This is a genomic window from Serratia sp. JKS296, from assembly GCF_900215445.1.
Taxonomy (GTDB): Bacteria; Pseudomonadota; Gammaproteobacteria; order Enterobacterales; family Enterobacteriaceae; genus Serratia; species Serratia marcescens.
In genome coordinates, this window is sequence record NZ_OCMX01000001.1 from 3,424,627 (window position 1) to 3,445,377 (window position 20,751).

The 20,751-nt window shown below is 55.8% G+C and carries 16 protein-coding genes; 5 read left to right on the forward strand and 11 right to left on the reverse strand.

Going from position 1 to position 20,751, the window contains the following annotated elements:
* Nucleotides 1-2 precede the first annotated feature (2 nt).
* The 6 genes from CRO23_RS16360 to galU (CRO23_RS16385) form a co-directional block, all read right to left on the reverse strand.
* On the reverse strand, nucleotides 3-692 hold the full coding sequence (locus CRO23_RS16360; protein WP_016928431.1) for an acylneuraminate cytidylyltransferase family protein: 690 nt from the start codon (nucleotides 690-692) through the stop codon (nucleotides 3-5).
* 87 nt (nucleotides 693-779) lie between these two features.
* Complete coding sequence (wzc, locus tag CRO23_RS16365) at nucleotides 780-2,927, reverse strand: tyrosine-protein kinase Wzc (protein ID WP_028127952.1); 2,148 nt, start codon at nucleotides 2,925-2,927, stop codon at nucleotides 780-782.
* Between the two features lie 12 nt (nucleotides 2,928-2,939).
* Nucleotides 2,940-3,374, reverse strand: a complete 435-nt coding sequence (locus tag CRO23_RS16370) for an arsenate reductase/protein-tyrosine-phosphatase family protein (protein ID WP_016928433.1) — start codon at nucleotides 3,372-3,374, stop codon at nucleotides 2,940-2,942.
* A gap of 14 nt (nucleotides 3,375-3,388) precedes the next feature.
* Nucleotides 3,389-4,525: a polysaccharide export protein gene (locus tag CRO23_RS16375; RefSeq protein WP_016928434.1), complete on the reverse strand. Its 1,137-nt coding sequence runs from the start codon at nucleotides 4,523-4,525 to the stop codon at nucleotides 3,389-3,391.
* A gap of 448 nt (nucleotides 4,526-4,973) precedes the next feature.
* Nucleotides 4,974-5,867, reverse strand: a complete 894-nt coding sequence (galU, locus tag CRO23_RS16380) for a UTP--glucose-1-phosphate uridylyltransferase GalU (RefSeq protein WP_016928435.1) — start codon at nucleotides 5,865-5,867, stop codon at nucleotides 4,974-4,976.
* Nucleotides 5,868-5,920: 53 nt separating this feature from the next.
* Nucleotides 5,921-6,817, reverse strand: a complete 897-nt coding sequence (gene galU, locus CRO23_RS16385) for a UTP--glucose-1-phosphate uridylyltransferase GalU (protein ID WP_028127951.1) — start codon at nucleotides 6,815-6,817, stop codon at nucleotides 5,921-5,923.
* A gap of 611 nt (nucleotides 6,818-7,428) precedes the next feature.
* Between galU (CRO23_RS16385) and CRO23_RS16390 the strand changes: the two genes are divergently transcribed.
* On the forward strand, nucleotides 7,429-9,012 hold the full coding sequence (locus CRO23_RS16390; RefSeq protein WP_016928437.1) for a TerC family protein: 1,584 nt from the start codon (nucleotides 7,429-7,431) through the stop codon (nucleotides 9,010-9,012).
* A 31-nt stretch (nucleotides 9,013-9,043) separates the two neighbouring features.
* Here the strand turns inward: CRO23_RS16390 and dcuC are convergent, their stop codons facing one another.
* The 4 genes from dcuC to udk all read right to left on the reverse strand — a co-directional run bounded on the left by dcuC (nucleotide 9,044) and on the right by udk (nucleotide 13,797).
* Complete coding sequence (gene dcuC / locus CRO23_RS16395; protein ID WP_015377222.1) at nucleotides 9,044-10,396, reverse strand: anaerobic C4-dicarboxylate transporter DcuC; 1,353 nt, start codon at nucleotides 10,394-10,396, stop codon at nucleotides 9,044-9,046.
* Nucleotides 10,397-10,571: 175 nt separating this feature from the next.
* Entirely contained in the window at nucleotides 10,572-12,404 is a 1,833-nt protein-coding gene (asmA, locus tag CRO23_RS16400) for an outer membrane assembly protein AsmA (protein ID WP_079449473.1), read from the reverse strand.
* A gap of 44 nt (nucleotides 12,405-12,448) precedes the next feature.
* Nucleotides 12,449-13,030: a dCTP deaminase gene (gene dcd / locus CRO23_RS16405; protein WP_004938917.1), complete on the reverse strand. Its 582-nt coding sequence runs from the start codon at nucleotides 13,028-13,030 to the stop codon at nucleotides 12,449-12,451.
* A 125-nt stretch (nucleotides 13,031-13,155) separates the two neighbouring features.
* A complete protein-coding gene (gene udk, locus CRO23_RS16410; RefSeq protein WP_004938922.1) occupies nucleotides 13,156-13,797 on the reverse strand; it encodes a uridine kinase in 642 nt (213 codons plus the stop codon).
* A gap of 228 nt (nucleotides 13,798-14,025) precedes the next feature.
* On the opposite strand from udk, the gene CRO23_RS16415 reads away from it, so the two are divergent.
* Entirely contained in the window at nucleotides 14,026-14,655 is a 630-nt protein-coding gene (locus CRO23_RS16415; protein WP_016928440.1) for a phosphatase PAP2 family protein, read from the forward strand.
* A 44-nt stretch (nucleotides 14,656-14,699) separates the two neighbouring features.
* Here CRO23_RS16415 and apbC read toward each other — a convergent pair whose 3' ends face one another.
* Entirely contained in the window at nucleotides 14,700-15,812 is a 1,113-nt protein-coding gene (gene apbC, locus CRO23_RS16420) for an iron-sulfur cluster carrier protein ApbC (protein ID WP_016928441.1), read from the reverse strand.
* A 159-nt stretch (nucleotides 15,813-15,971) separates the two neighbouring features.
* Between apbC and metG the strand changes: the two genes are divergently transcribed.
* The 3 genes from metG to CRO23_RS16435 all read left to right on the forward strand — a co-directional run bounded on the left by metG (nucleotide 15,972) and on the right by CRO23_RS16435 (nucleotide 20,634).
* Nucleotides 15,972-17,999 carry a methionine--tRNA ligase gene (gene metG / locus CRO23_RS16425; protein ID WP_097102469.1) on the forward strand — a complete coding sequence of 676 codons (2,028 nt, stop codon included), beginning with the start codon at nucleotides 15,972-15,974 and terminating at the stop codon, nucleotides 17,997-17,999.
* A 224-nt stretch (nucleotides 18,000-18,223) separates the two neighbouring features.
* Nucleotides 18,224-19,291, forward strand: a complete 1,068-nt coding sequence (locus CRO23_RS16430) for a sugar ABC transporter substrate-binding protein (protein ID WP_015377218.1) — start codon at nucleotides 18,224-18,226, stop codon at nucleotides 19,289-19,291.
* Between the two features lie 131 nt (nucleotides 19,292-19,422).
* Complete coding sequence (locus CRO23_RS16435) at nucleotides 19,423-20,634, forward strand: MFS transporter (RefSeq protein WP_097102471.1); 1,212 nt, start codon at nucleotides 19,423-19,425, stop codon at nucleotides 20,632-20,634.
* Nucleotides 20,635-20,751: the final 117 nt, after the last annotated feature.

Below are 20,751 nucleotides of genomic sequence, written 5' to 3' on the forward strand. Positions count from 1 at the left end.
AATTATCTCCCACTCCAATTTTTCAAAATTACTTCAACAACCGCCCAATCCAGCAGGGTGTCAATTTCAAAGCTTTCCTCTTCAGACATCTTATGCGCAATGACTTTACCGCCAAGACGATTACCGGTGCTGAGGAGAATGTCACTTCTCGTAACGTAAATAGAACCGTTTTCTTTGAGTTTAATATTTTCAGGCTTAATATCTTGCCGACGCGGACGGTTTAAATAATCGTAATAAGCTTTCGGATTGTCTTCGTTTTCCCACAGGAAATGCCAAAACTCACATACACTCAGTAACGAATCGGCTTTTTTTTCGATAATCTTTTTGATTGCAGAATCAATCGCATCATCTTTACGTACAGGAGAGGTTGCCTGCAGCAAGACGGTATAGTCTGGATGGTAATTCTCATGTTCAGCCAACCATTCCAGGGTATGCAAAAGTGCAGGTTCCGTCGCGGCGGTATCGTTCGCGAGATGAGCTGGGCGCATGAACGGCACTTCTGCGCCATATTCCCTGGCTACAGCAGCAATATCCTCACAATCTGTTGAAACAATAACGCGCTCAATACTCGAAGAATTTAGTGCCTGCTCTATGCTCCAGGCAATTAATGGTTTACCTGCAATTTCTTTAATATTTTTCTTGGGAATACCCTTAGACCCACCCCTTGCCGGAATAATTGCAAGATTACTCATTTATTCTCTCCGAAATTGGATTTTACTAATTACTTTGAATGAATCAGAAAGCTCCTCATTACGAGGAGCTTTTTCTTAGAAGGGGATTTATTTATACTCGTAAGCGTAGTAGCCGTAGGCGCTACCCGATTTATTTTCTACGGCGTTAAGGATAATACCTTTAATTTCCATGCCGTTTTGCTCGAAGCGACGAATACTCACTTCGATCTCTTTCAGCGAGTTCACGCCATAACGCGCGACCAACAAGGTAGTGCCTACATTGCGTGCGACAATCGCGGCATCCGTCACCGCCAGGATCGGCGGGGTATCGACCAGAACGATGTCATACTCTTTGCCCGCCCATTCCAGGAATTCCGTCAGGCGGTTGTGCATCAACAGCTCTGACGGGTTCGGTGGGATCTTGCCACGCGAGATAAAGCTAAGATTCTCAATCGAGGTCTTTTTGACCGCTTGCTGCGCTGTCGCTTGTCCTGACAATACATCAGACAGCCCTACGCCCAATTCACAGTTTAACAGTGAGTGGGCGTAGCCTTTACGCATATCGGCGTCCACGACCAGAATACGTTGCCCCGCCTGAGCGATAACGGCTGCCAAGTTGATACTGACAAACGTTTTACCGATGCTTGGGCTGGCGCCCGAAATCATTAGAACGTTATTTTTGGCCTCCAAGGAGGCAAAATGCAGGCTGGTACGCAGGCTTCTAACGGCTTCGATCGCCAGATCGGCCGGATTGCCCACGGCAAGCAGGGTGTAACTCCTGTTGCTATTGCGCTTGCCGGACAGCATGGTTTCGCGGTCGCTTTTTTGCTGCCATTCAGACAGCGGAATACTGGCGTAAACGTTGATCCCTTGCTGTTCCAGCTGTTCCGGGCTTTCGATGCCGCGATGCAGCATGGTTTTAAGCAATACAAAACCCGTCGAGAACAAGCCACCAAGCAACGTGACTATCAGTACGATAATGGTTTTTTGCGGTTTAACCGGACGAGGCTGCGTAACGGCAGGATCCACGATTCGCACGTTACCAACCGTGCTCGCTTTAGTAATCCCCAGCTCTTGCTGTTTATTCAGCAACTGCATGTAAATCTCTTGCCCGGCCTGCACATCACGGGTCAAGCGCAAAATTTCCTGCTGGGTTTTCGGCATGACGCTGACACGCTTGTTCAGCTTGTCTTTTTCTTGCTGCAGCGTAGCGCGTTTTTCCATCAGTGCACGATAAGCGGGGTGTTCTTTGGTATAAAGTTTGGAGATTTCCGCTTCTTTAAACGTTAGCTCATTCAGTTGAGCCTCAACCCCCACGATCGTATCAAGAACAGACTTCGCTTCAAGTGACAGATCGACAGAATCATTCGCCTGACGGAAACGGTTGAGCTTATCTTCGGCGCTATCCAGCGAGCTGCGAACTTCCGGCAGTTGTTCTTTCAAGAAATCCAGGCTTTTAGCGGCCTCTTCCGATTTACGCTCGACGTTCTGCAACAGATAATTTTTGCTGATGCTGTCAAGAATGTTTCGCACTAATATCGGATCGTCACCGGTCAAGCTCAACGCCAAAACGCCGGTATCTTTGCCTTTGTCTTCAACGGTCAATGCATCCAACAGATTATTGGTCGCAACCAGTCGCGCCAACTTGGCGACTTCAAATACGGTGCCTGGCTCCGCTGAAATATCGCTTACCAGCAAGGAAACCCCATGGCCGCTTTCCAGCGCACCGACTTTCCCTTTGATAATCTCGGTGCCGTTATTGCTCAACACATAGTTCTTTGCATCGATCACCGTCAATTCCAGCTCAAGATCGTCTGAGTTGGCTGGCACATTGAGGCGGGACAACGCAATTTTGGCAGGTTCGGTTCCCGTCAAGCGGGCCCAGCCGCGACCAAATACCGGGAAGTATTTTTGCTGCACCACCGTTTCAAGGTTCAGATCATCGACAGTCTTGCCCGTCACCATGCGTGACTTTATCAGCTCGATCTCCGTGGAAGAGCCCGGTTGACTGTTCGGCAGCATTTGGGATAGGTCGTTGACCAACGAGTTACCGACGTTTTGTTCAACCTGAACCATCGCGTCAGCTTGATATATCGGAGTCGCGAACAGTGAATAAATGATCCCGGCAACAGAGAATAACGCAGTAATCCCGATGATGAGCCAGCGGTGATCAATTAAAGTTCCCAACAAGCGACTTAGATCAATCTCATCATGATTATTGGCTGTTGATAAGCCTGGTTTCGTATTATCAGTCATTGTAATCTCTGGTTAACGATTTAATGCCTGGGCCCATTTTTGGGCTGCATCATCAAGAAGGCGGTAAACAAACTCAAACGCTTCAGCGCTCTTTCTGTAGGGATCGGGAATTTCTTTCTGTCCCAACCAATGGGCGAAAAGCATGGTTTTGCCTCTGACCTCCGGAGCCAAACGGCAAACGGCATCGATATGCCCTTTCTCCATAACCAGAATCAATGAATATTCCCGGCACATTTCTTTCGTCAACTGTCTGGCTTCATGGCCCTCTAACGACAGCTGATGTTTTTCCGCAATGGAAATAGCGCTCTTGTCCGCAGTTTTGCCAACCAAGGCGCCGATGCCTGCGGAAGCGATCTCTTTTTCCGGCAGATGCCGCTTCAAGAGACGCTCCCCCGTGGGGGAGCGGCAAATATTACCTACACAGACAACCAAGATAGAATCAAACATGGCTAACCCCCCTACTACGGCCAGTTGCGGATACGCAGTGAGCCTTCCGTGAGATTGTTGAAGCTATCGATGGTTGGTGCCAACTGAACGATCAGACGGTTCCAACGCGCGATTGGCGCTGCCGTCACGTAAACAATGTCATACGGTTGCAGATGGAATTCAGCCCCCATTACCAATGCTGTCGCATCGGACATATTGAGCTGATAAATATTAGCCAGCTTGTCGCCCTGCGTTCCGTGCAATGGCCGGATAACGAACACGCCGGTCGCATCGGCCGCAGCTTGGCTTATCCCTTGAGAATTCCCCAATGCTTCCGTCAACGTCATGCCGCTGCGATCCATTTTAAGCGTCGCAGGGGTCTTAACTTCACCCATAACAAACACTTTAAGATCGTCGTTGCGCGGAATATACAGAATATCCCCAGGATAAAGCAGACGGTTTTGGGTCAGATCGCCATTCTGCATCAGCTTTTGCAGCGACAGACTCTGCTCTTTTCCATTGTGCGTGAGAACGATGTTGCGCCAGTCGGCATTTTCAGTCAGACCGCCAGCGGCGTTAATCGCATCCATCACAGTTAAAGGTACGTTGGTGATCGGCTGCTGTCCGGATTTGGTAACTTCGCCCGTCACGTAAGCTTTTTGCGAGCGGAAAGCGGCAATATTGACGTCAACCTGCGGGCTTTCGATGTACTGAGCCAAACGGGAGGCGATTTGATCGCGGATTTGGGTAACGGTTTTACCCACCACGTTTACCTTACCGATATAAGGATAGAAGATCGTGCCGTCGGAGTGTACCCAGTTGCCTGTGTCGCTGGCGCTGCGGTATTGCCCCGCAGGCGTGGTCAGCTCAGGGTGATCCCAGACGGTAACGTTAAGGACGTCGCCGATCCCGATCCGGTACTCATACGTACGCAACGATGCATCCAGCTGCGCATTCGACTGAGCAACCACCTGTGTCGGACGCATTGAGTCCAACAGCTTCGGTGTCATAGGGTAAATGTTGACCAGTTTATCGATATCGAAGTCAGCATCTTCTTGTTTTACGACGTCTTTTCCGCTGGTCGATAAATGGGTTCCAGGAAAAACAGTGCATCCACTGATTACGCTAATCGATATCAATAGTGATATCGCTTTCAATTGTCGTTTTGCCATCAAATTATCATCACTTTCAAGTAAATGTATCTGCAAAGCTACTATGCGCGCCAACCGTGGCAGCGTCTCTGTAACCTTATCAAACTGTCTGTCGCTTGCTGCGCCGTCTCAAAACATGGGCTCTGTTTGCAATTATCGAGAACGTTTATCTGCCGTTGATAAGAGCAAAGCTATTATGAGCAGGATAAATAAACTGTGATGCCCAGCACCGGTAAAAATCAGTGCGGAGGCGAGTTTAAACTTTAATTTTTTATTAATAACAGCGACTTGTCATAAGCACATGGCCATACCGCATAAAACTCTCTCGCCATAGCAACTCGGATAATCGCAGTAAAATGTATACTAATATAAAAAATGGGACAGTGAAATTCCCCAAAATTCAACAACTATTCTAGCTTCTCCCGCCATGATGGCAACGGCCCTCATCGAGAGAAGCGAGAAGTTTTACTCAAAGCGACAGCTGTTCAGCCCATTCACGGAAAGCTTTGCCTTGGGTTGGGTGACGCAACCCATAAGTGACAAAAGCGCGAAGGTAACCCAGTTTTTCACCGCAGTTGAACGATTCCCCCACCAGCTCCGTCGCCTCTACCGGTTTGTGTTTCAACAATTCTGCAATCGCATCGGTCAGTTGAATACGCCCCCAGGCTCCCGGTTCCGTGGTCTCCAGCAGCGGCCAAATATCGGCGGACAAGACATAGCGCCCTACCGCAGAGTAGTTGGATTCCAACTTGGTTTCCGGCGCCGGTTTTTCAATAATCGATGTGATACGAGCACTTTCACCCGGTTTCAGGTTGCTGGCCTCACACTCAACCACGGAATAATCATGCAGTACGTGTTCGTCTGCCTTTTGCACCAAAACCTGGCTCAGGCCGCTCTGCTCAAAGCGCGCAATCATGTGTGACAGGTTGTCTTTCTTCAAATCGGCTTTTGCGTCATCCAGCAAGATGTCCGGCAACAGAACGACAAATGGAGAATCACCGACCAACGGTTTAGCGCAGAGAACGGCATGTCCCAGTCCTTTTGGCTGCCCCTGGCGAATGTGCATCAGCGTCACGCCTTTTGGCGTTATCGACTGCACCTCATCCAGCAGTTGCCGTTTCACGCGTGCCTCCAGCATCGCCTCCAGCTCGAATGAGGTATCGAAATGGTTTTCAATGGCGTTCTTGGAAGAATGCGTCACCAGGATGATCTCTTTAATCCCCGCCGCGACACATTCGTTGACAATGTATTGAATCAACGGTTTATCAACGATTGGCAACATCTCTTTCGGAATCGCTTTGGTCGCCGGCAGCATACGCATGCCCAATCCGGCAACGGGAATAACCGCTTTCAACTTCGTCATGGTAGACCTCATTCAATCTCGTGATCGCTTTCAGCCGCAGTGGCGACAGCCTGTTACTTTCCCAACGTCTGCTTCAACCAGCGGCTGAAATTTTCACCTTCCGAACCGTGACGCAGACCGTACTGCACAAACGCCTTCATATAGCCAAACTTGTCGCCACAATCATGGGACTTACCGCTCATATGGAATGCTTCAACCGTTTGTTCATCCATCAGCATCGCAATCGCATCGGTCAGTTGAATCTCATCACCCGCGCCGGGAGGGGTTTTCTCAAGTAGCGGCCAAATATCGGCGGCAAGCACATACCGGCCGACGACGGCCAGATTGGAAGGGGCATCCTCGCGGGCCGGCTTCTCAACCACCGCCGTCATCGGTGCGCTTTCTCCCGCGGCGATCGTCGCGCCTGCGCAATCTACCACACCGTATTTGGACACATCTTGTTCCGGCACAGGTTCAACCATGATTTGGCTGTAACCCGTATCACCAAAACGTTGGATCATTTTAGCCAGATTTTCTTTGCGCAAATCCGCCGTAGAATCATCCAATAAAACATCGGGCAACAGCACAACGAAAGGAGCATCACCCACCATTGGTTTGGCGCACAGCACCGCATGCCCCAACCCTTTCGCCTGTCCTTGACGCACCTGCATCACGGTCACATCCGGGGGACAAATGCTTTGCACTTCACTCAGGAGTTGGCGCTTCACGCGCGCTTCGAGCATGGCCTCCAGCTCAAACGAAGTGTCAAAATGGTTTTCAATCGCGTTTTTCGATGAATGCGTGACCAATACGATATCTTTAATCCCCGCCGCCACGCATTCAGCAACAATGTACTGAATTAAGGGCTTATCGACCACGGGCAACATTTCTTTAGGGATAGCCTTGGTCGCCGGCAACATACGGGTTCCCAAGCCCGCAACGGGGATCACTGCCTTAAGTCTTGTTTGCATTTTCATTCCAATTCATCGTAGCGCTGCATTCATCTGTGCAGCGTGAACAAGGGGATCCAATCGGGCACGCTACCGCCCTTGGCTTGCAGCTACCAAAGTACTGTTAATGACGCATCCCCCCACGTCATTGCATGAGCCAGGCAATTTTTATGCAAAGCGGCACTCATTCTTCGTTTGAACTGTCATGCTGTTCACAAAAAAATAAAAAAACCGGTGCCTTTATAACCAAACAATGTTAGTTACTGCCGTTATATGACTAAGATTCTTATACTAATGTCTAAGTGATACAAGCCTTAGATCCCCCCAGTCAGCCGTTTTCAGAATAAGACTACTCGTGCCGCATACCGATAAGAATCATAGCCAAAGAAAATTGTTTTAATGTTTTGATTTAAATAAATTTAATAAGGCGTTTCTTTTCTGAGCGCATGGCATCCCGGTAGATATTTGCTCCCCAGGCCCTTGATTCCTTTGGCCGCTCGGCGCCGATCGATGTTTACGGCAATCCTCCTGTTCTGAACCACATCCTCCCGATTAAAGTTGAATTTTGCCGCCTCAACGCCCATCATTCCCGTGCGGCATAAGCCGTAGAACTTACAGGTGAAATTGGGCGTATGGAATGGATCGCTGATCCAACAATTTGGGCCGGCCTGGCCACTTTGGTCGTGCTGGAAATCGTGCTGGGTATAGACAACCTTGTCTTCATCGCCATTCTGGCGGACAAATTACCAAAACAACAAAGAGATAAGGCCCGTGTCGTCGGTTTGTTGCTAGCGCTGGTCATGCGTCTGGCGCTGCTCGCCTCCATCTCGTGGCTGGCGACGCTGACCAAACCGATGTTCATCGTCGCGGAGCACCCCTTCAGCGGCCGCGATCTGATCATGCTGGTCGGCGGGATATTCCTGCTGTTCAAAGCCACCATGGAGCTCAATGAGCGGCTGGAAGGCAAGGACGAAGAGCAGCACGGCGCGCGCAAAGGCGCACGTTTCTGGCCGGTAGTGGCGCAGATCGTGGTGCTGGACGCCGTTTTCTCGCTCGACTCGGTGATCACCGCGGTGGGGATGGTCGATCACCTGGCGGTGATGATGATCGCGGTCTGTATCGCCATCGGCCTGATGCTGCTGGCCAGCAAACCGCTGACGCGCTTCGTCAACGCTCACCCGACTATCGTCATTCTGTGCCTGAGCTTCCTGCTGATGATCGGTTTCAGCCTGGTGGCGGAGGGCTTTGGCTATCACATTCCTAAAGGCTACCTCTACGCGGCGATCGGCTTCTCGGTCATGATCGAGGCGCTGAACCAGCTGGCGCAGTTCAACCGCCGTCGCTTCCTGTCGAAGGTGCGGCCGCTGCGTGAACGCACCGCCGAAGCGGTGCTGCGCATGCTGAGCGGCAAACATGAAGAAGCGGAAGTCGACAGCCATTCCGCCAACCTGCTGGCGGACAGCGACAGCGAAAACGGCGAGATCTTCAATCAGCAAGAGCGGCGCATGATCGAACGCGTACTCGGCATGGCGCAGCGCACGGTCAGTAGCATCATGACCTCGCGTCACGACGTCGAATACCTTGAGCTGAACGATCCGCAGGAAAAGCTGACGCAGTTGCTGGAACGTAATCAGCACACGCGCATCGTGGTGGTGGAAAGCAGCGCCAGCGACGAACCGCTGGGCGTGATCCACACCATCGACGTCCTCAAACAGCAACTGGCGCAGGCGCCGCTGGATCTGCGAGCGCTGATACGCCAACCGTTGATCTTCCCGGAGCAGCTCACGCTGTTAAGCGCCCTGGAGCAATTCCGCCAGGCGCAGACGCATTTTGCCTTTGTGGTCGATGAGTTCGGCTCCGTCGAAGGCGTCGTCACCCTGACGGACGTGATGGAAACCATCGCCGGCAACCTGCCGGAGGCCGGCGAAGAGGTGGACGCACGCCACGACATTCAGCAAAACGAGGACGGCAGCTGGACCGCCAACGGCTATATGCCGCTGGAAGATCTGGTGTTGTATCTGCCGATGCCGCTGGAAGAAAAGCGCGAATACCACACGCTGGCGGGGCTGTTGATGGAACACAGCCAGCGCGTGCCGCAAGAAGGAGAACAAATCAAGATCGGTGACTACCTGTTCGAACCATTGGAGGTCAACAGCCACCGCATCCTGAAAGTGAAGATCACCCCGCCGCCTCCACCGGAGGAGTACGAGGTTTAACATCGAGGCCGGGCATCGCCCGGCCTTCCTTTTACTGGGGAACCAGCAGCTCCGTCGCCACGATCACCACCACCAACCCGACAATTACCGGCACTGAAGTACGCTTCACCACATCAAACGGCGAGATTTTCGCCATGCCGGAGACCGCCACCACCACGCCGGAAACCGGCGACAGCGTACGGCCGAGATTAGAGGCCTGCAGCATCGGGATCACCAGATAGGCAGGATTCACGCCCATCTGTGCCGCCAGTTTCGGGATCAGTTCGACAAACGCATAGAACGGCGCATTGCCGGAGCCGGTGGTCATGGCCGCCAGCATGGTGATCACCACCAACACCAGCATCATGATCAAACCGCCGGTACCGAACGACTGCGCCAACCCGATCAACCCGCTGATAAAACCGACGGTGCTCAACCCTTGCGCGAAGACACCCGCGGCCACCAACAGCATCACCACGCTGGCGAATGCATCCGCCATACCGCGATACGCCACTTCCAGGCCGCTGAATACCTGTTTGGCGCTGAAGCTGCGCACGAACTCGATCGCAGCCGCCAACAGTATGCACCCTACCAACACGGTAATAATGTGCAGCTCCGGTCCCCATTTGCCGTCGAAGATCAGCACGCCGAGGATCGGCGTAAACGGCAATATCGCGTAGAACCCCGGCGCATGCGTTTTTATTTCACTGACGTCCATGATGTGGTGCTGTTCATCACTCTTCTTATCGAGATAACGCTGCCAGAAAAAGTGCGCCACGGCCATGCAGACGATGGCCGCAATCGAGATAGGCAGCGTGGTTTTGAACGCGAAGTCCACCAGCGGCATTTCCGCCGCCTTGGCTGCCAGCACCACGTCGCCGGAAGTCGGCGCCAGGATAATCGCCGCCGGCGAAGCGCAAATGGCCGCCGCGGCGCCGCGGCTAATGCCAACGTTCACCATCAATGGAAACAGCGTCGCCATCAGCAATACGCCGAGTCCAGTCGCGGAAGAAACCGCCAATGACATCAGGCAAGCGACAAAATAGGCCGCCACCATCAGCAGATAAGGCGAATTGATCATCTGCAATGGGCGCGAGGCCAGCTTGACGACCACGTCGTTGGCGCCGATATGCGTCATATAGGCGGCGAAACCGCACAGCATCATGATCATCATGCCCAGATCGCCGCCGCGGCTCATCAGCAAGATCTTGACGTACTCGATCATATCGGTCGCGCGCCAGCCGGTAGATGCGGCGCCGGACGGCAACAGCGTTTTCCCCATCAGGGCGCTGATGCCAAGCAGCAGCAGCCCTCCCACCATCAAGACGCCCGTGGCGGAATACCCTTTGATGATATAACGGCCCACGCCCGCCGCCACCGCCGCGCCAATAAGAAGCTCTATCATGTTTCCTCAACTCGTCATTTTTTCGCGCTCAGGCGCATAGTCATAGCAGAATGCGCCCTTACTCTGCACAAATTGATCGCGGGTCTTCATGACCTTCATCAAGGTAACGGAGGGAAATTATCGCGGGAAACGTCGATACTGACGCGGGCCGCAAAACGGCCCGCGTCAGGAGGGATTACAGCTTGTCGAGCAGCTTTTTCAAATCCTGACCCTCGCGCGAACCTTTGTTCTTTTCAGCCCACTTGTTCAGCGCATCCTTGGCCCGATCCTGCAGCGTTTTACGCAGCACCTGATCGACCTGCAGTTGATAATTCAGCTGTTGCCACGGCCCGTAGACCCGCAGCGGGATCGGCGTTTTTTGCAGCTGTTCGATCAGCTCGCCGCGCCCTTGCCAACCGCCGGTGACGCGCACGTTAAGCGCCATATCACACTGTTTGCCCGGCATATCGATGCTGCCGGCGCCGGTCAGCGCCAGCAAAGGCGAATCCGCCGTCAGGCCGCTGAGTTTGACCGTGCCCTGGTTCAGGGTAGCTTGCGCCGAAACATTTTTGACTTCGGTATAGCGCTGATAGCTGTCTTGACCGCGCACGCTGTTGTCATTGCGCGCCACGGCCTGTTGGATCAGTTGCTGGATGTTCAAACCGTGCAGTTGCGCATCCTGCATCGCCAGCTGCGCCGTACCGCGCCAGCGGTGCTCAAATGACTGTGAAGAGAGGCGATCGCCGGTCAGATCCCCTTTCATGCTGAACTTGCCGGTCAGCATCTGCGGCATGTCGAAAGCTTTGAGCACCGTGCCCAGCTCAATTTGGTTCAGCGTCGGTTGCACGCTGATGACCGGTTTATTGCCGCGTGCGTCGAGCGATCCCGGCAAGGAGAAATCACCGCCGGCCAAGTGCCCGGCAAGCTTATGCAGCGTCAGCAGGCCGCGTTGATTGTCCGCGGCAACGGCCAATTGGGTGACGTTCATACCGCGATAGGTCAACTGCGCCGCTTGCAGGTTCAACTGCGCATTGAAATCGCGCAGCGCTTCCAGGTTCTGCTGCCGATCGTCGACCTGGCTGGCGATCACCGGCGCGGCGGTCACGGCGGGCTGTTCGGCGGTATTGGTGCTGGATTGCCAGCCGGAAAGCGCGTCGAGATCGAGGTTAGCCGAATTGAGATTCACCACATAGCCCGGCACCGCCCCCAACGTGGCGCTGATATCGCCGGCCAACTGGCTGTTGTTGGCGCTGACGTTCAGTTGGCTGACGGCAATCTGCGCCGGCGTCTGTTGATAGACTACCTGGGCATTGCCCTCGCCCTGAATGCCGCCGTTAAGAATGTCCGCCCCGGCCAGTTGATAATTGAACTGGGTCACTTTGGCGCCGATCTGGTGCGGGAACTGCTGCAAATCGATATCGGCCGTCATGCTGAAGGCCAGGTCGCGCTGATCGCGGTTGACCCGGCTGGACAGTTCAAGCTGCGCCTGCCGTTTCTCCGTTTGCTGCAGGGTAAGATTGATGTCCCGAACATTGATTTGCGCGTTGTCGGCACGCTGCCAAATCAGCAGGCTGTCCACGACGCGCAAGTTATCGATGTCGAACTTCCAGGCCGTGTCTGCCGCATCAGCGCCGCTGCCGGCCGGCGCAATCGGGGCGTCCACTTGTGAGTGCTCTTCACTGTCGGGCGTGAGACGAATGACGGCATTTTTCAACATCACCTGTTTCACAAACAGCTGATGTGACAGCAGCGGCAACAGTTTGACGTCAAGGCGCATGTTTTCCGCGCTCACCACCGGCGCCTTGGCGCCCGGCGCGGTCAGCGTCATGCGCCCGGCCAAAATACTGAGCTGCGGCCAGATATGCCAACGCAGGTCGCCTTCAAGCGTTAGCTGGTAGCCGCTCTTCTGCTCGACCTTTTTGACCATGTAACCGCGAAAATCATTCGGATTGACCAGCAGTACCAGCGCGGACATTCCCGCCACCACGACCACCAGTAAAATCGCCAATGTCGTCAGTAATCTTCTCATGCCACCCTCTTGTCAGCGCCACACCGACGGTGCATCCCGCGCCGTTAGTCCTTGTCGATTCGACTGGCTACTGCGCCCTGCTGATCGCGATATTTTGCGTCCTGCCGGCTGTTATATGGCCGGGCCGCCGGGCCGGACAACGGCTCAAAGCTCAAGGCGCCAATCAGCATCCCCGGCCGCAGCGCCAGCGGCAGCTTGCCGGAGTTGTAAAACTCCAGCACGATGCGCCCGTGCCAGCCCGGATCGATACGGTGCGCGGTCACGTGCACCATCAGCCCCAGACGCGCCAGAGAAGAACGGCCGTCGAGCCAACCCACGAGATCGTTCGGCAGCGTCACGGATTCGAACGTCACCGCCAGAGCCAGTTCGCCGGGATGAAGGAAGAACGCCTCGCCTTCCGGCAGGACAATCTCGTCGCTCATCACGCGATCCAGCGCGGCGCTGACTTCATCTTTCGGCCCGCTGAGATCGATAAACGGCGCGGTATGGCCGCGGAACACGCGGAACTGATTGCCCAAACGGACATCTACTGTGGCCCCGTTGATGCGTTCGAGCGGCGGGCGCGGCGAAATCACCAGTTTCTCGCTATCCAGCCAGGCTTCTATATCGCGGTCGCACAGTCTCATGTCTTTCTTCTCCATCAAAACGCGTAACTAAACAAAAATTGCCACACAACGGGCGAAAGGTCTACGCCGGGGTGCAAATAGTTGGCCGTCGGCCGGAAATGCGCATTTCCGGCCATTAAGCGGCATTATTCAAAGAATTGGCTGATTTTGGCTTTCAGAATATCGATCGCGATGCGGTTTTTGCCGCCGCGCGGAACGATGATATCGGCGTATTGTTTGGAAGGTTCGATAAACTGCAGGAACATCGGGCGCACGGTCTTCTGGTATTGCGCCATCACCGAATCCATCGAGCGACCGCGCTCGTTGACGTCGCGCTTCATACGGCGCATCAGGCAGATATCCAGCGGCGTGTCGACGAAGATCGAGAAGTTCATCTCCTGGCGCAAACGGATATCCGTCAGCAGCAAGATCCCTTCCAGAATGATCACTTTTTTAGGTTCCAGGTGGACGGTTTCTTTCTTGCGCGTGTGTTCGGTGTAGCTATACAGCGGCAGCTCGATCGCCTTACCGGCCTTCAACATCTGCAGATGCTGGAACAGCAGGTTATGATCCATGGCGCTCGGGTGGTCATAGTTGGTTTTGACCCGTTCTTCCATGGTCAGGTGAGTCTGGTCTTTATAGTAACTGTCTTCTGGAATAACGCCGATGTGCTCATCACCGACTTGCTCGCGGAGTTCGCGGTACAACGTGCTGGCGATAAGGCTTTTTCCGGAGGCAGATGCGCCAGCTATACCAATAATGACGCACTGATGCGGATTGTCAGTCATAAAATTAAAGACCTGATTTCATAGTGTGAAGGGGGGAACTAAAACGCGACAATTATAGGGAGTCGCCGGGGATTGCGCCACTGTATATTGCGCGGCGGCGGGTGAATTCGGGCTGCCACGCCACGGGCACGCGGCATTTTAAGAATCTCACGGCTAGGGCAATGCCCCGCAACAGGTTACACTCCTGCGCTGACTTAGGGACCCCGTAGTCTTTCATCGGAGAATGATGTGCTGGATTGGTATTTTTTGACTTTTTTCGGCGACAGCATGCTGCTGCTGCCCTGCGCGCTGATTCTGTTTTTATTGCTGCTCGCATCGCCCGCCACCCGCGTTGCAGGTTGGCAATGGGCGCTGATTTTCGGTTTCACCGGCGGACTGGTCTGCCTGTCCAAGTTGGCCTTTATGGGCTGGGGCATTGGTAGCGCAAGTTATGATTTCACCGGATTCAGCGGCCATTCGGCCCTCGCGGCCAGCATCTGGCCGCCGCTGCTTTGGGCTTTAACCGGTCGATTTTCCCACCCGGTGCGCAGCATCGCGCTGGTGACCGGATGGATATTGCCTTTCACCATCGGCGTGTCGCGCCTGGAAATCCGCGTGCATTCGGTATCCGAGGTCATCAGCGGGCTAATGTTAGGCTACCTGGCCAGCGCGCTGTTTCTATGGCTGCAGCGAGGGAAAGCGCGACCACAGCTTGCCTGGTCGCATTTGGCCATCGCGCTGGCCTTGCCGTTGGCGCTGATGGGACAGCGGCAGCCGGCCCCCACCCAGGGATTGCTGGAACATATCGCCAAAACGCTGGCGCAGATCGAACGCCCTTATACCCGGGCAGATTTGCACAACCCTACCCGCATCCCATAAAAAAACCCGGCGCTTAAGCCGGGTTTTTCATCGCCATAGGCAGATTACAGCGCGCGGAAGGCAATCTCCGTCGGGATCGCTTCACCCTGCCAATACATCTGCGCGGCCACGCGGCCGGCCAGTTGACGATACATGTCGGCGAATTCGCTCTCCGGGCGGCTGATCACCGTCGGCGTACCGCGATCCAGATCTTCGCGCAGCGAGATGTGCAGCGGCATCTGCCCCAGCAGACGGCTGTTATATTTCTGCACCAGCTTCTCGGCGCCGCCGGTACCAAAGATCGGCTCATGGTGGCCGCAGTGGCTGCAAATGTGCACGCTCATGTTTTCGACGATGCCCAGCACCGGCACATGCACTTTCTCGAACATCACGATGCCCTTGGCGGCATCCAGCAGGGCGATATCCTGCGGCGTGGTGACCACCAGCGCGCCGGTCACCGGAATGTTCTGCGACAGCGTCAGCTGAATGTCGCCGGTGCCCGGCGGCATGTCCAGCACCAGATAATCCAGATCCGGCCATAGCGTATCCTGCAGCAGCTGCATCAGCGCCTTGCTGGCCATCGGGCCGCGCCACACCATGGCGTTGTCGTCGGTCACCAGATAACCGATGGAGTTGGTCGCCAGGCCGTGCGCCATGATCGGCGCCATGTGCTGCCCGTCCGGCGAAGTCGGCCGCTCATGTTCGGTGCCCAGCATATTGGGGATCGACGGGCCGTAAATGTCGGCGTCCAGAATGCCGACCTTGGCGCCTTCGGCGGCCAGCGCCAGCGCCAGGTTGACGGCGGTGCTGGATTTCCCCACCCCGCCTTTGCCGGAGCTGACGGCGATGATGTTGCGCACGCCTTTGATCCCGGCTTGGCCGTTGGCGCGTTTCAGCGTCGTGATATCGTGTTTCAGCTTCCAGTCGATGGCGGCGGCGCCGGTCACGCGCAACAGCTCAGGGCCGACGCTCGCCTGCAGCGCTTCAAAACCGCTCTGCCAGGCAAACGGCATCGTCAGTTCGATATGCAGTACGTCGTCCAATAATGCGCAGTGATGAATAGCCTTCAGCGCGGTCAGGTTGTTTTTCAACGTCGGGTGTTCAAAGGCGGCCAGTACACCGGTCACCAGGGCGCGCAGAACTTCGGGGTTGGTCTGCTCAGGGGATTTTGCGTTCATCCCGGCTCCTTGATTTTGAATGAGTCGCTTCCGGCTAAGCATATCAGAACTGCCCGGTAGCTGGCGCGTATAACCTGTAAGAAACCGCCCTAGCAGCGAAGGGCGCGATCGGTTAACATCGAAGGCCCTTTTATTCATTACAGAAAGCAAGTTCTCACTATGGCTCAAGTCGCGAAAAAATTATTGGTGACGTGCGCGCTACCGTACGCAAATGGTTCCATCCATCTCGGCCACATGCTCGAGCACATCCAGGCGGATATCTGGGTGCGTTACCAACGAATGCGCGGCCACGAAGTGCATTTCATCTGCGCGGACGACGCGCACGGCACGCCGATCATGCTGAAAGCGCAGCAACTGGGTGTGAAACCGGAAGAAATGATCGCGGAGATGAGCCAGGAGCACCAACAGGATTTCGCCGGCTTTGGCATCAGCTATGACAACTACCATTCGACCCATAGCGATGAAAACCGTGAGCTGTCCACCCTGATTTACAGCCGCCTGAAAGAAAACGGTTTTATCAAGAACCGCACCATTTCTCAGCTGTACGATCCGGAGAAAGGCATGTTCCTGCCGGACCGTTTCGTGAAGGGCACCTGCCCTAAATGCAAATCGCCGGATCAGTACGGCGACAACTGCGAAGTGTGCGGCGCCACCTACAGCCCGACGGAACTGATCGATCCGAAGTCCGTAGTTTCCGGCGCGACGCCGGTGATGCGCGACTCGGAGCACTTCTTCTTCGATCTGCCGGCCTTCAGCGAAATGCTGCAGGCGTGGACGCGCTCCGGCGCGCTGCAAGAGCAGGTGGCGAACAAGATGCAGGAGTGGTTCGAATCCGGTCTGCAGCAGTGGGACATCTCCCGCGATGCGCCTTACTTCGGCTTCGAAATCCCGGATGCGCCGGGCAAATACTTCTACGTCTGGCTGGACGCGCCGATCGGCTACATGGGTTCCTTCAAGAACCTGTGCGACAAGCGCGGCGATCTGGACTTCGACGAGTTCTGGCGCAAAGACTCCACCACCGAGCTGTATCACTTTATCGGCAAGGACATCGTCTACTTCCACAGCCTGTTCTGGCCGGCGATGCTGGAAGGCAGCAATTTCCGCAAACCGACCAACCTGTTCGTGCACGGCTACGTGACGGTGAACGGCGCCAAGATGTCCAAATCGCGCGGCACCTTCATCAAGGCCGGCACCTACCTGCAGCATCTGGACGCCGACTGCCTGCGTTATTACTACGCCGCCAAGCTCTCTTCACGCATTGATGACATCGATCTCAATCTGGAAGACTTCGTGCAGCGCGTGAACGCCGACATCGTCAACAAGGTGGTGAACCTGGCGTCACGCAACGCCGGCTTTATCAACAAGCGCTTCGGCGGCAAGCTGGCCGACAGCCTGGCCGATCCGGCGCTGTACCAGACCTTCGTCGACGCGGCGCAGAGCATCGCCGAAGCCTACGCCGGCCGCGAGTTCAACCGCGCGATCCGCGAAATCATGGCGCTGGCCGATCTGGCCAACCGTTACGTGGATGAGCAGGCGCCGTGGGTGGTGGCGAAGGAAGAAGGCCGCGATGCCGATCTGCAGGCCATCTGCTCGATGGGCATTAACCTGTTCCGCGTGTTGATGACTTACCTGAAGCCGGTGCTGCCTTCGCTGACCGAACGCGCCGAAGCGTTCCTCAACGCCGAGCTCAGCTGGGACGCGATCCCGCAGCCGCTGCTGGGCCATCAGGTGAACGCGTTCAAAGCGCTGTTCAACCGCATCGATCTGGACAAGGTCAACGAGATGGTCAATGCCTCGAAGGAAGACATGGCCGCCGCCAAACCGGTGACCGGTCCATTGGCCGATGATCCCATTCAGGAAACCATCACCTTCGACGACTTCACCAAGGTGGACATGCGCATCGCCCTGATCAAGAGCGCCGACTTTGTCGAGGGATCCGACAAACTGCTGAAGCTGCAACTGGATCTGGGCGGCGAATCGCGCCAAATCTTCTCCGGCATTCGCTCCGCTTACCCGGACCCGAAAGCGCTGGAAGGCCGTCTGACCATCATGGTCGCCAACCTGGCGCCGCGCAAAATGCGCTTCGGCGTGTCAGAAGGCATGGTGATGGCGGCGGGCCCAGGCGGGAAAGAGATCTTCCTGCTGAGCCCGGACAGCGGCGCGCAGCCTGGCATGCAGGTCAAGTAATCGCGCAGATGCGCGGCGTAGGGAGGGTCGAGCTTGCTCGGCCCTTTTTTATTGCCCCACCCCCCACGTTATAAGCATGAAGAAAAAGTCATAACCGCCCTGATTCCCCTGCCCGCCGCATCCGGCTATGATGCTCCGATACCCAAAATAGACGTCCAGACAGAAAGACTGCTATAACAGACCTTCACCGGGATCGTTTCCCTGCTTTTTTGGAGCCTATAATAATGAAAAACCTCAAGACTTCGCTGCTCGCTCTCAGTCTGCTGGCTGCCCTGCCGCTGCAGGCGGCGGAAAACGCCGCCGTGCCGGCCGCCATCGCTCAACATCAGGGGCCGGTGCGCATCGCGGTGATCCGCAACCTCGGATCCGACGACAACACCACGCAATTTTTGGCGGGCGCCATTCAGGAAGGGCGTAAGCTGGGCTTCAAGGTAGACACCTTCCTCAGCAACGGCGACGATGCGCGTTTTCAGGACTTCGTCAACCAGGCTATCAGCCAGAAATATGACGGCATCATTCTCTCGCAGGGACGAGCCCCCTATTCCACCGATCTGGTCAAGCGCATCGCGGCGGCCGGCATCGCCGTCGCGGCTTTCGATACCGACGTCAGCGGCCGCGTTCCCGGCGTCACCGTCTCGCAGCAGGACGACGCTTCGCTGGCCAACGCCTCGTTCGGCCAGTTGGTGAAGGATTTCAACGGCCAGGCCAACATCATCAAACTCTGGGTGGCAGGCTTCCCGCCGATGGAGCGCCGCCAGGCCGCCTATCAGCAGTTGCTGAAACAGCATCCGGGCATTCACGAGCTGGAATCGATTGGCGCGGTTTCATCCGACGTGCAGGGCGATACCGCCAATAAAGTGGGTGCGGTGCTGGCGAAATACCCGAAAGGCAAGATTGACGCCATCTGGGGCACCTGGGACGCTTTCACCCAGGGCGCTTACAAGGCGCTGAAAGAGAACGGCCGCACCGAAATCAAACTGTACAGCATCGATATCTCCAACCAGGACTTGCAGCTGATGCGCGAAGCCGGCAGCCCATGGCAGGTCAGCGTGGCGGTGGATCCGAAGCTGATCGGCGCGGTCAACCTGCGCCTGGTGGCTAACAAGATCGCCGGGGAAAGCACGCCGGACAGCTATCAATTCAAAGCGGCGGTCATTCCGCAGGCGTTGCTGCTGGCGCAGCCGGGGCCGGTCAACGTCGCCGGGCTGGCGAAGATCATCCCCGGCTGGGGCACCAGCAGCGATTTCGTTCAGCCGTGGTTCGCCACGCTGCAGGCCGAACACGGTAAATAATGCTGTTTTTGACGAGGCTGCCGACGCAGCCTCTGTTTTTAAACTAATTATCGGCTTTCCCCTTCCGTCCTCGCCAAAATACGCTATGTTATCTGCATCGCCCAATAACTGTATGCATAAACAGGCCTCAAATGAAGGGATTCCCCTCGCTGATCAACGTACTGCTGGCCAGTTCGCTGGTGTTGACCATCGGCCGCGGCGTTACGCTGCCGTTCATCACCATCTACCTCACCGAACATTTCCATCTGCTGCCGAAGAGCGTGGGCGTGATTCTGGGCGTCAGCCTCACCCTCGGCATCCTTGCCAGCCTGTACGGCGGCTATCTGGTGGACAAATTCAGCAAAAACCGCCTGATCCTGCTGTCGATTGTATTGTTTGCGCTGAGCTTTTTCGCCATTCCCTGGATCCCGCGCCCCGGCGGCGTGATCGTGGTGCTGGCCATCTTGCATACCTGTTATTCGGTGCTAAGCATCACCATTAAGGCCTGTTTCGCCGACGGGTTGCCGGTCGAGCAGCGCATCAAGGCTTTTTCCATCAACTACACGCTGGTCAACGTCGGCTGGGCGATCGGCTCTGCGCTCGGCGTCCTGGTGGCCGGGCTTAGCCCGTTGCTGCCGTTTTATCTGTCGGGCGGATTGGCGCTGGCGACGGTGGCGGCACTGAGCCTGCGCTTGCGCGGCCGGGAACAGCGCGCAACGCCTGCCGCCGCTGTACCGGCCGCGCTCCCCAACTTCCGTCAGACGCTGACCATCTTGCGAAGCGATCGGCGGCTTATCTACTTCACCCTCGGCAGCACCCTGGGCGCCGTGGTGTTCGGTCAGTTCACCGGCTATCTGTCGCAGTACCTGATCACCGTCTCCAGCGCCGAGTTCGCCTACAAAATCATTGGGTTGGTGATGATCGTCAACGCCAGCATCGTCATCGCCCTGCAATACCTGCTCAGCCGCGGCATGCGCCAGGAAAACATGCTGCGCTGGCTGGTGCTGGGCACGCTGTTTTTCATCGTCGGGCTGCTCGGTTTCATGGCGGCCGGCCAGGCGGTCTGGCTATGGCTGGCGGCGATGGCGGTGTTTACCCTCGGCGAAATCATCGTTATCCCGGTGGAATACATGTTTATCGACTTTATCGCGCCGCCGCACCTGAAAGGCAGCTACTATGGCGTACAGAACCTCAGCGCATTGGGCGGCGCCATCAACCCGGTGCTGTGCGGGGTCATGCTCAGCTACGCCGCGCCGCCGCTGATGTTCGTGATGCTGATCGTCGCCGCGCTGCTCAGCCTGCTGTTTTTCTTCCTCGGCCACCGGCTGGCAGAACACACGGCGGCGGCCGAAGACGTACGCTGATCCCGCAGGCAGCGGCCAATACGGGCTGTCAACCCGCCGCTCGGGCATAGCACCCATAGCGAGAATTCATGGTGCGATCTGTGGCATGGCTCACAGTTTAATTGTATGATGAATACA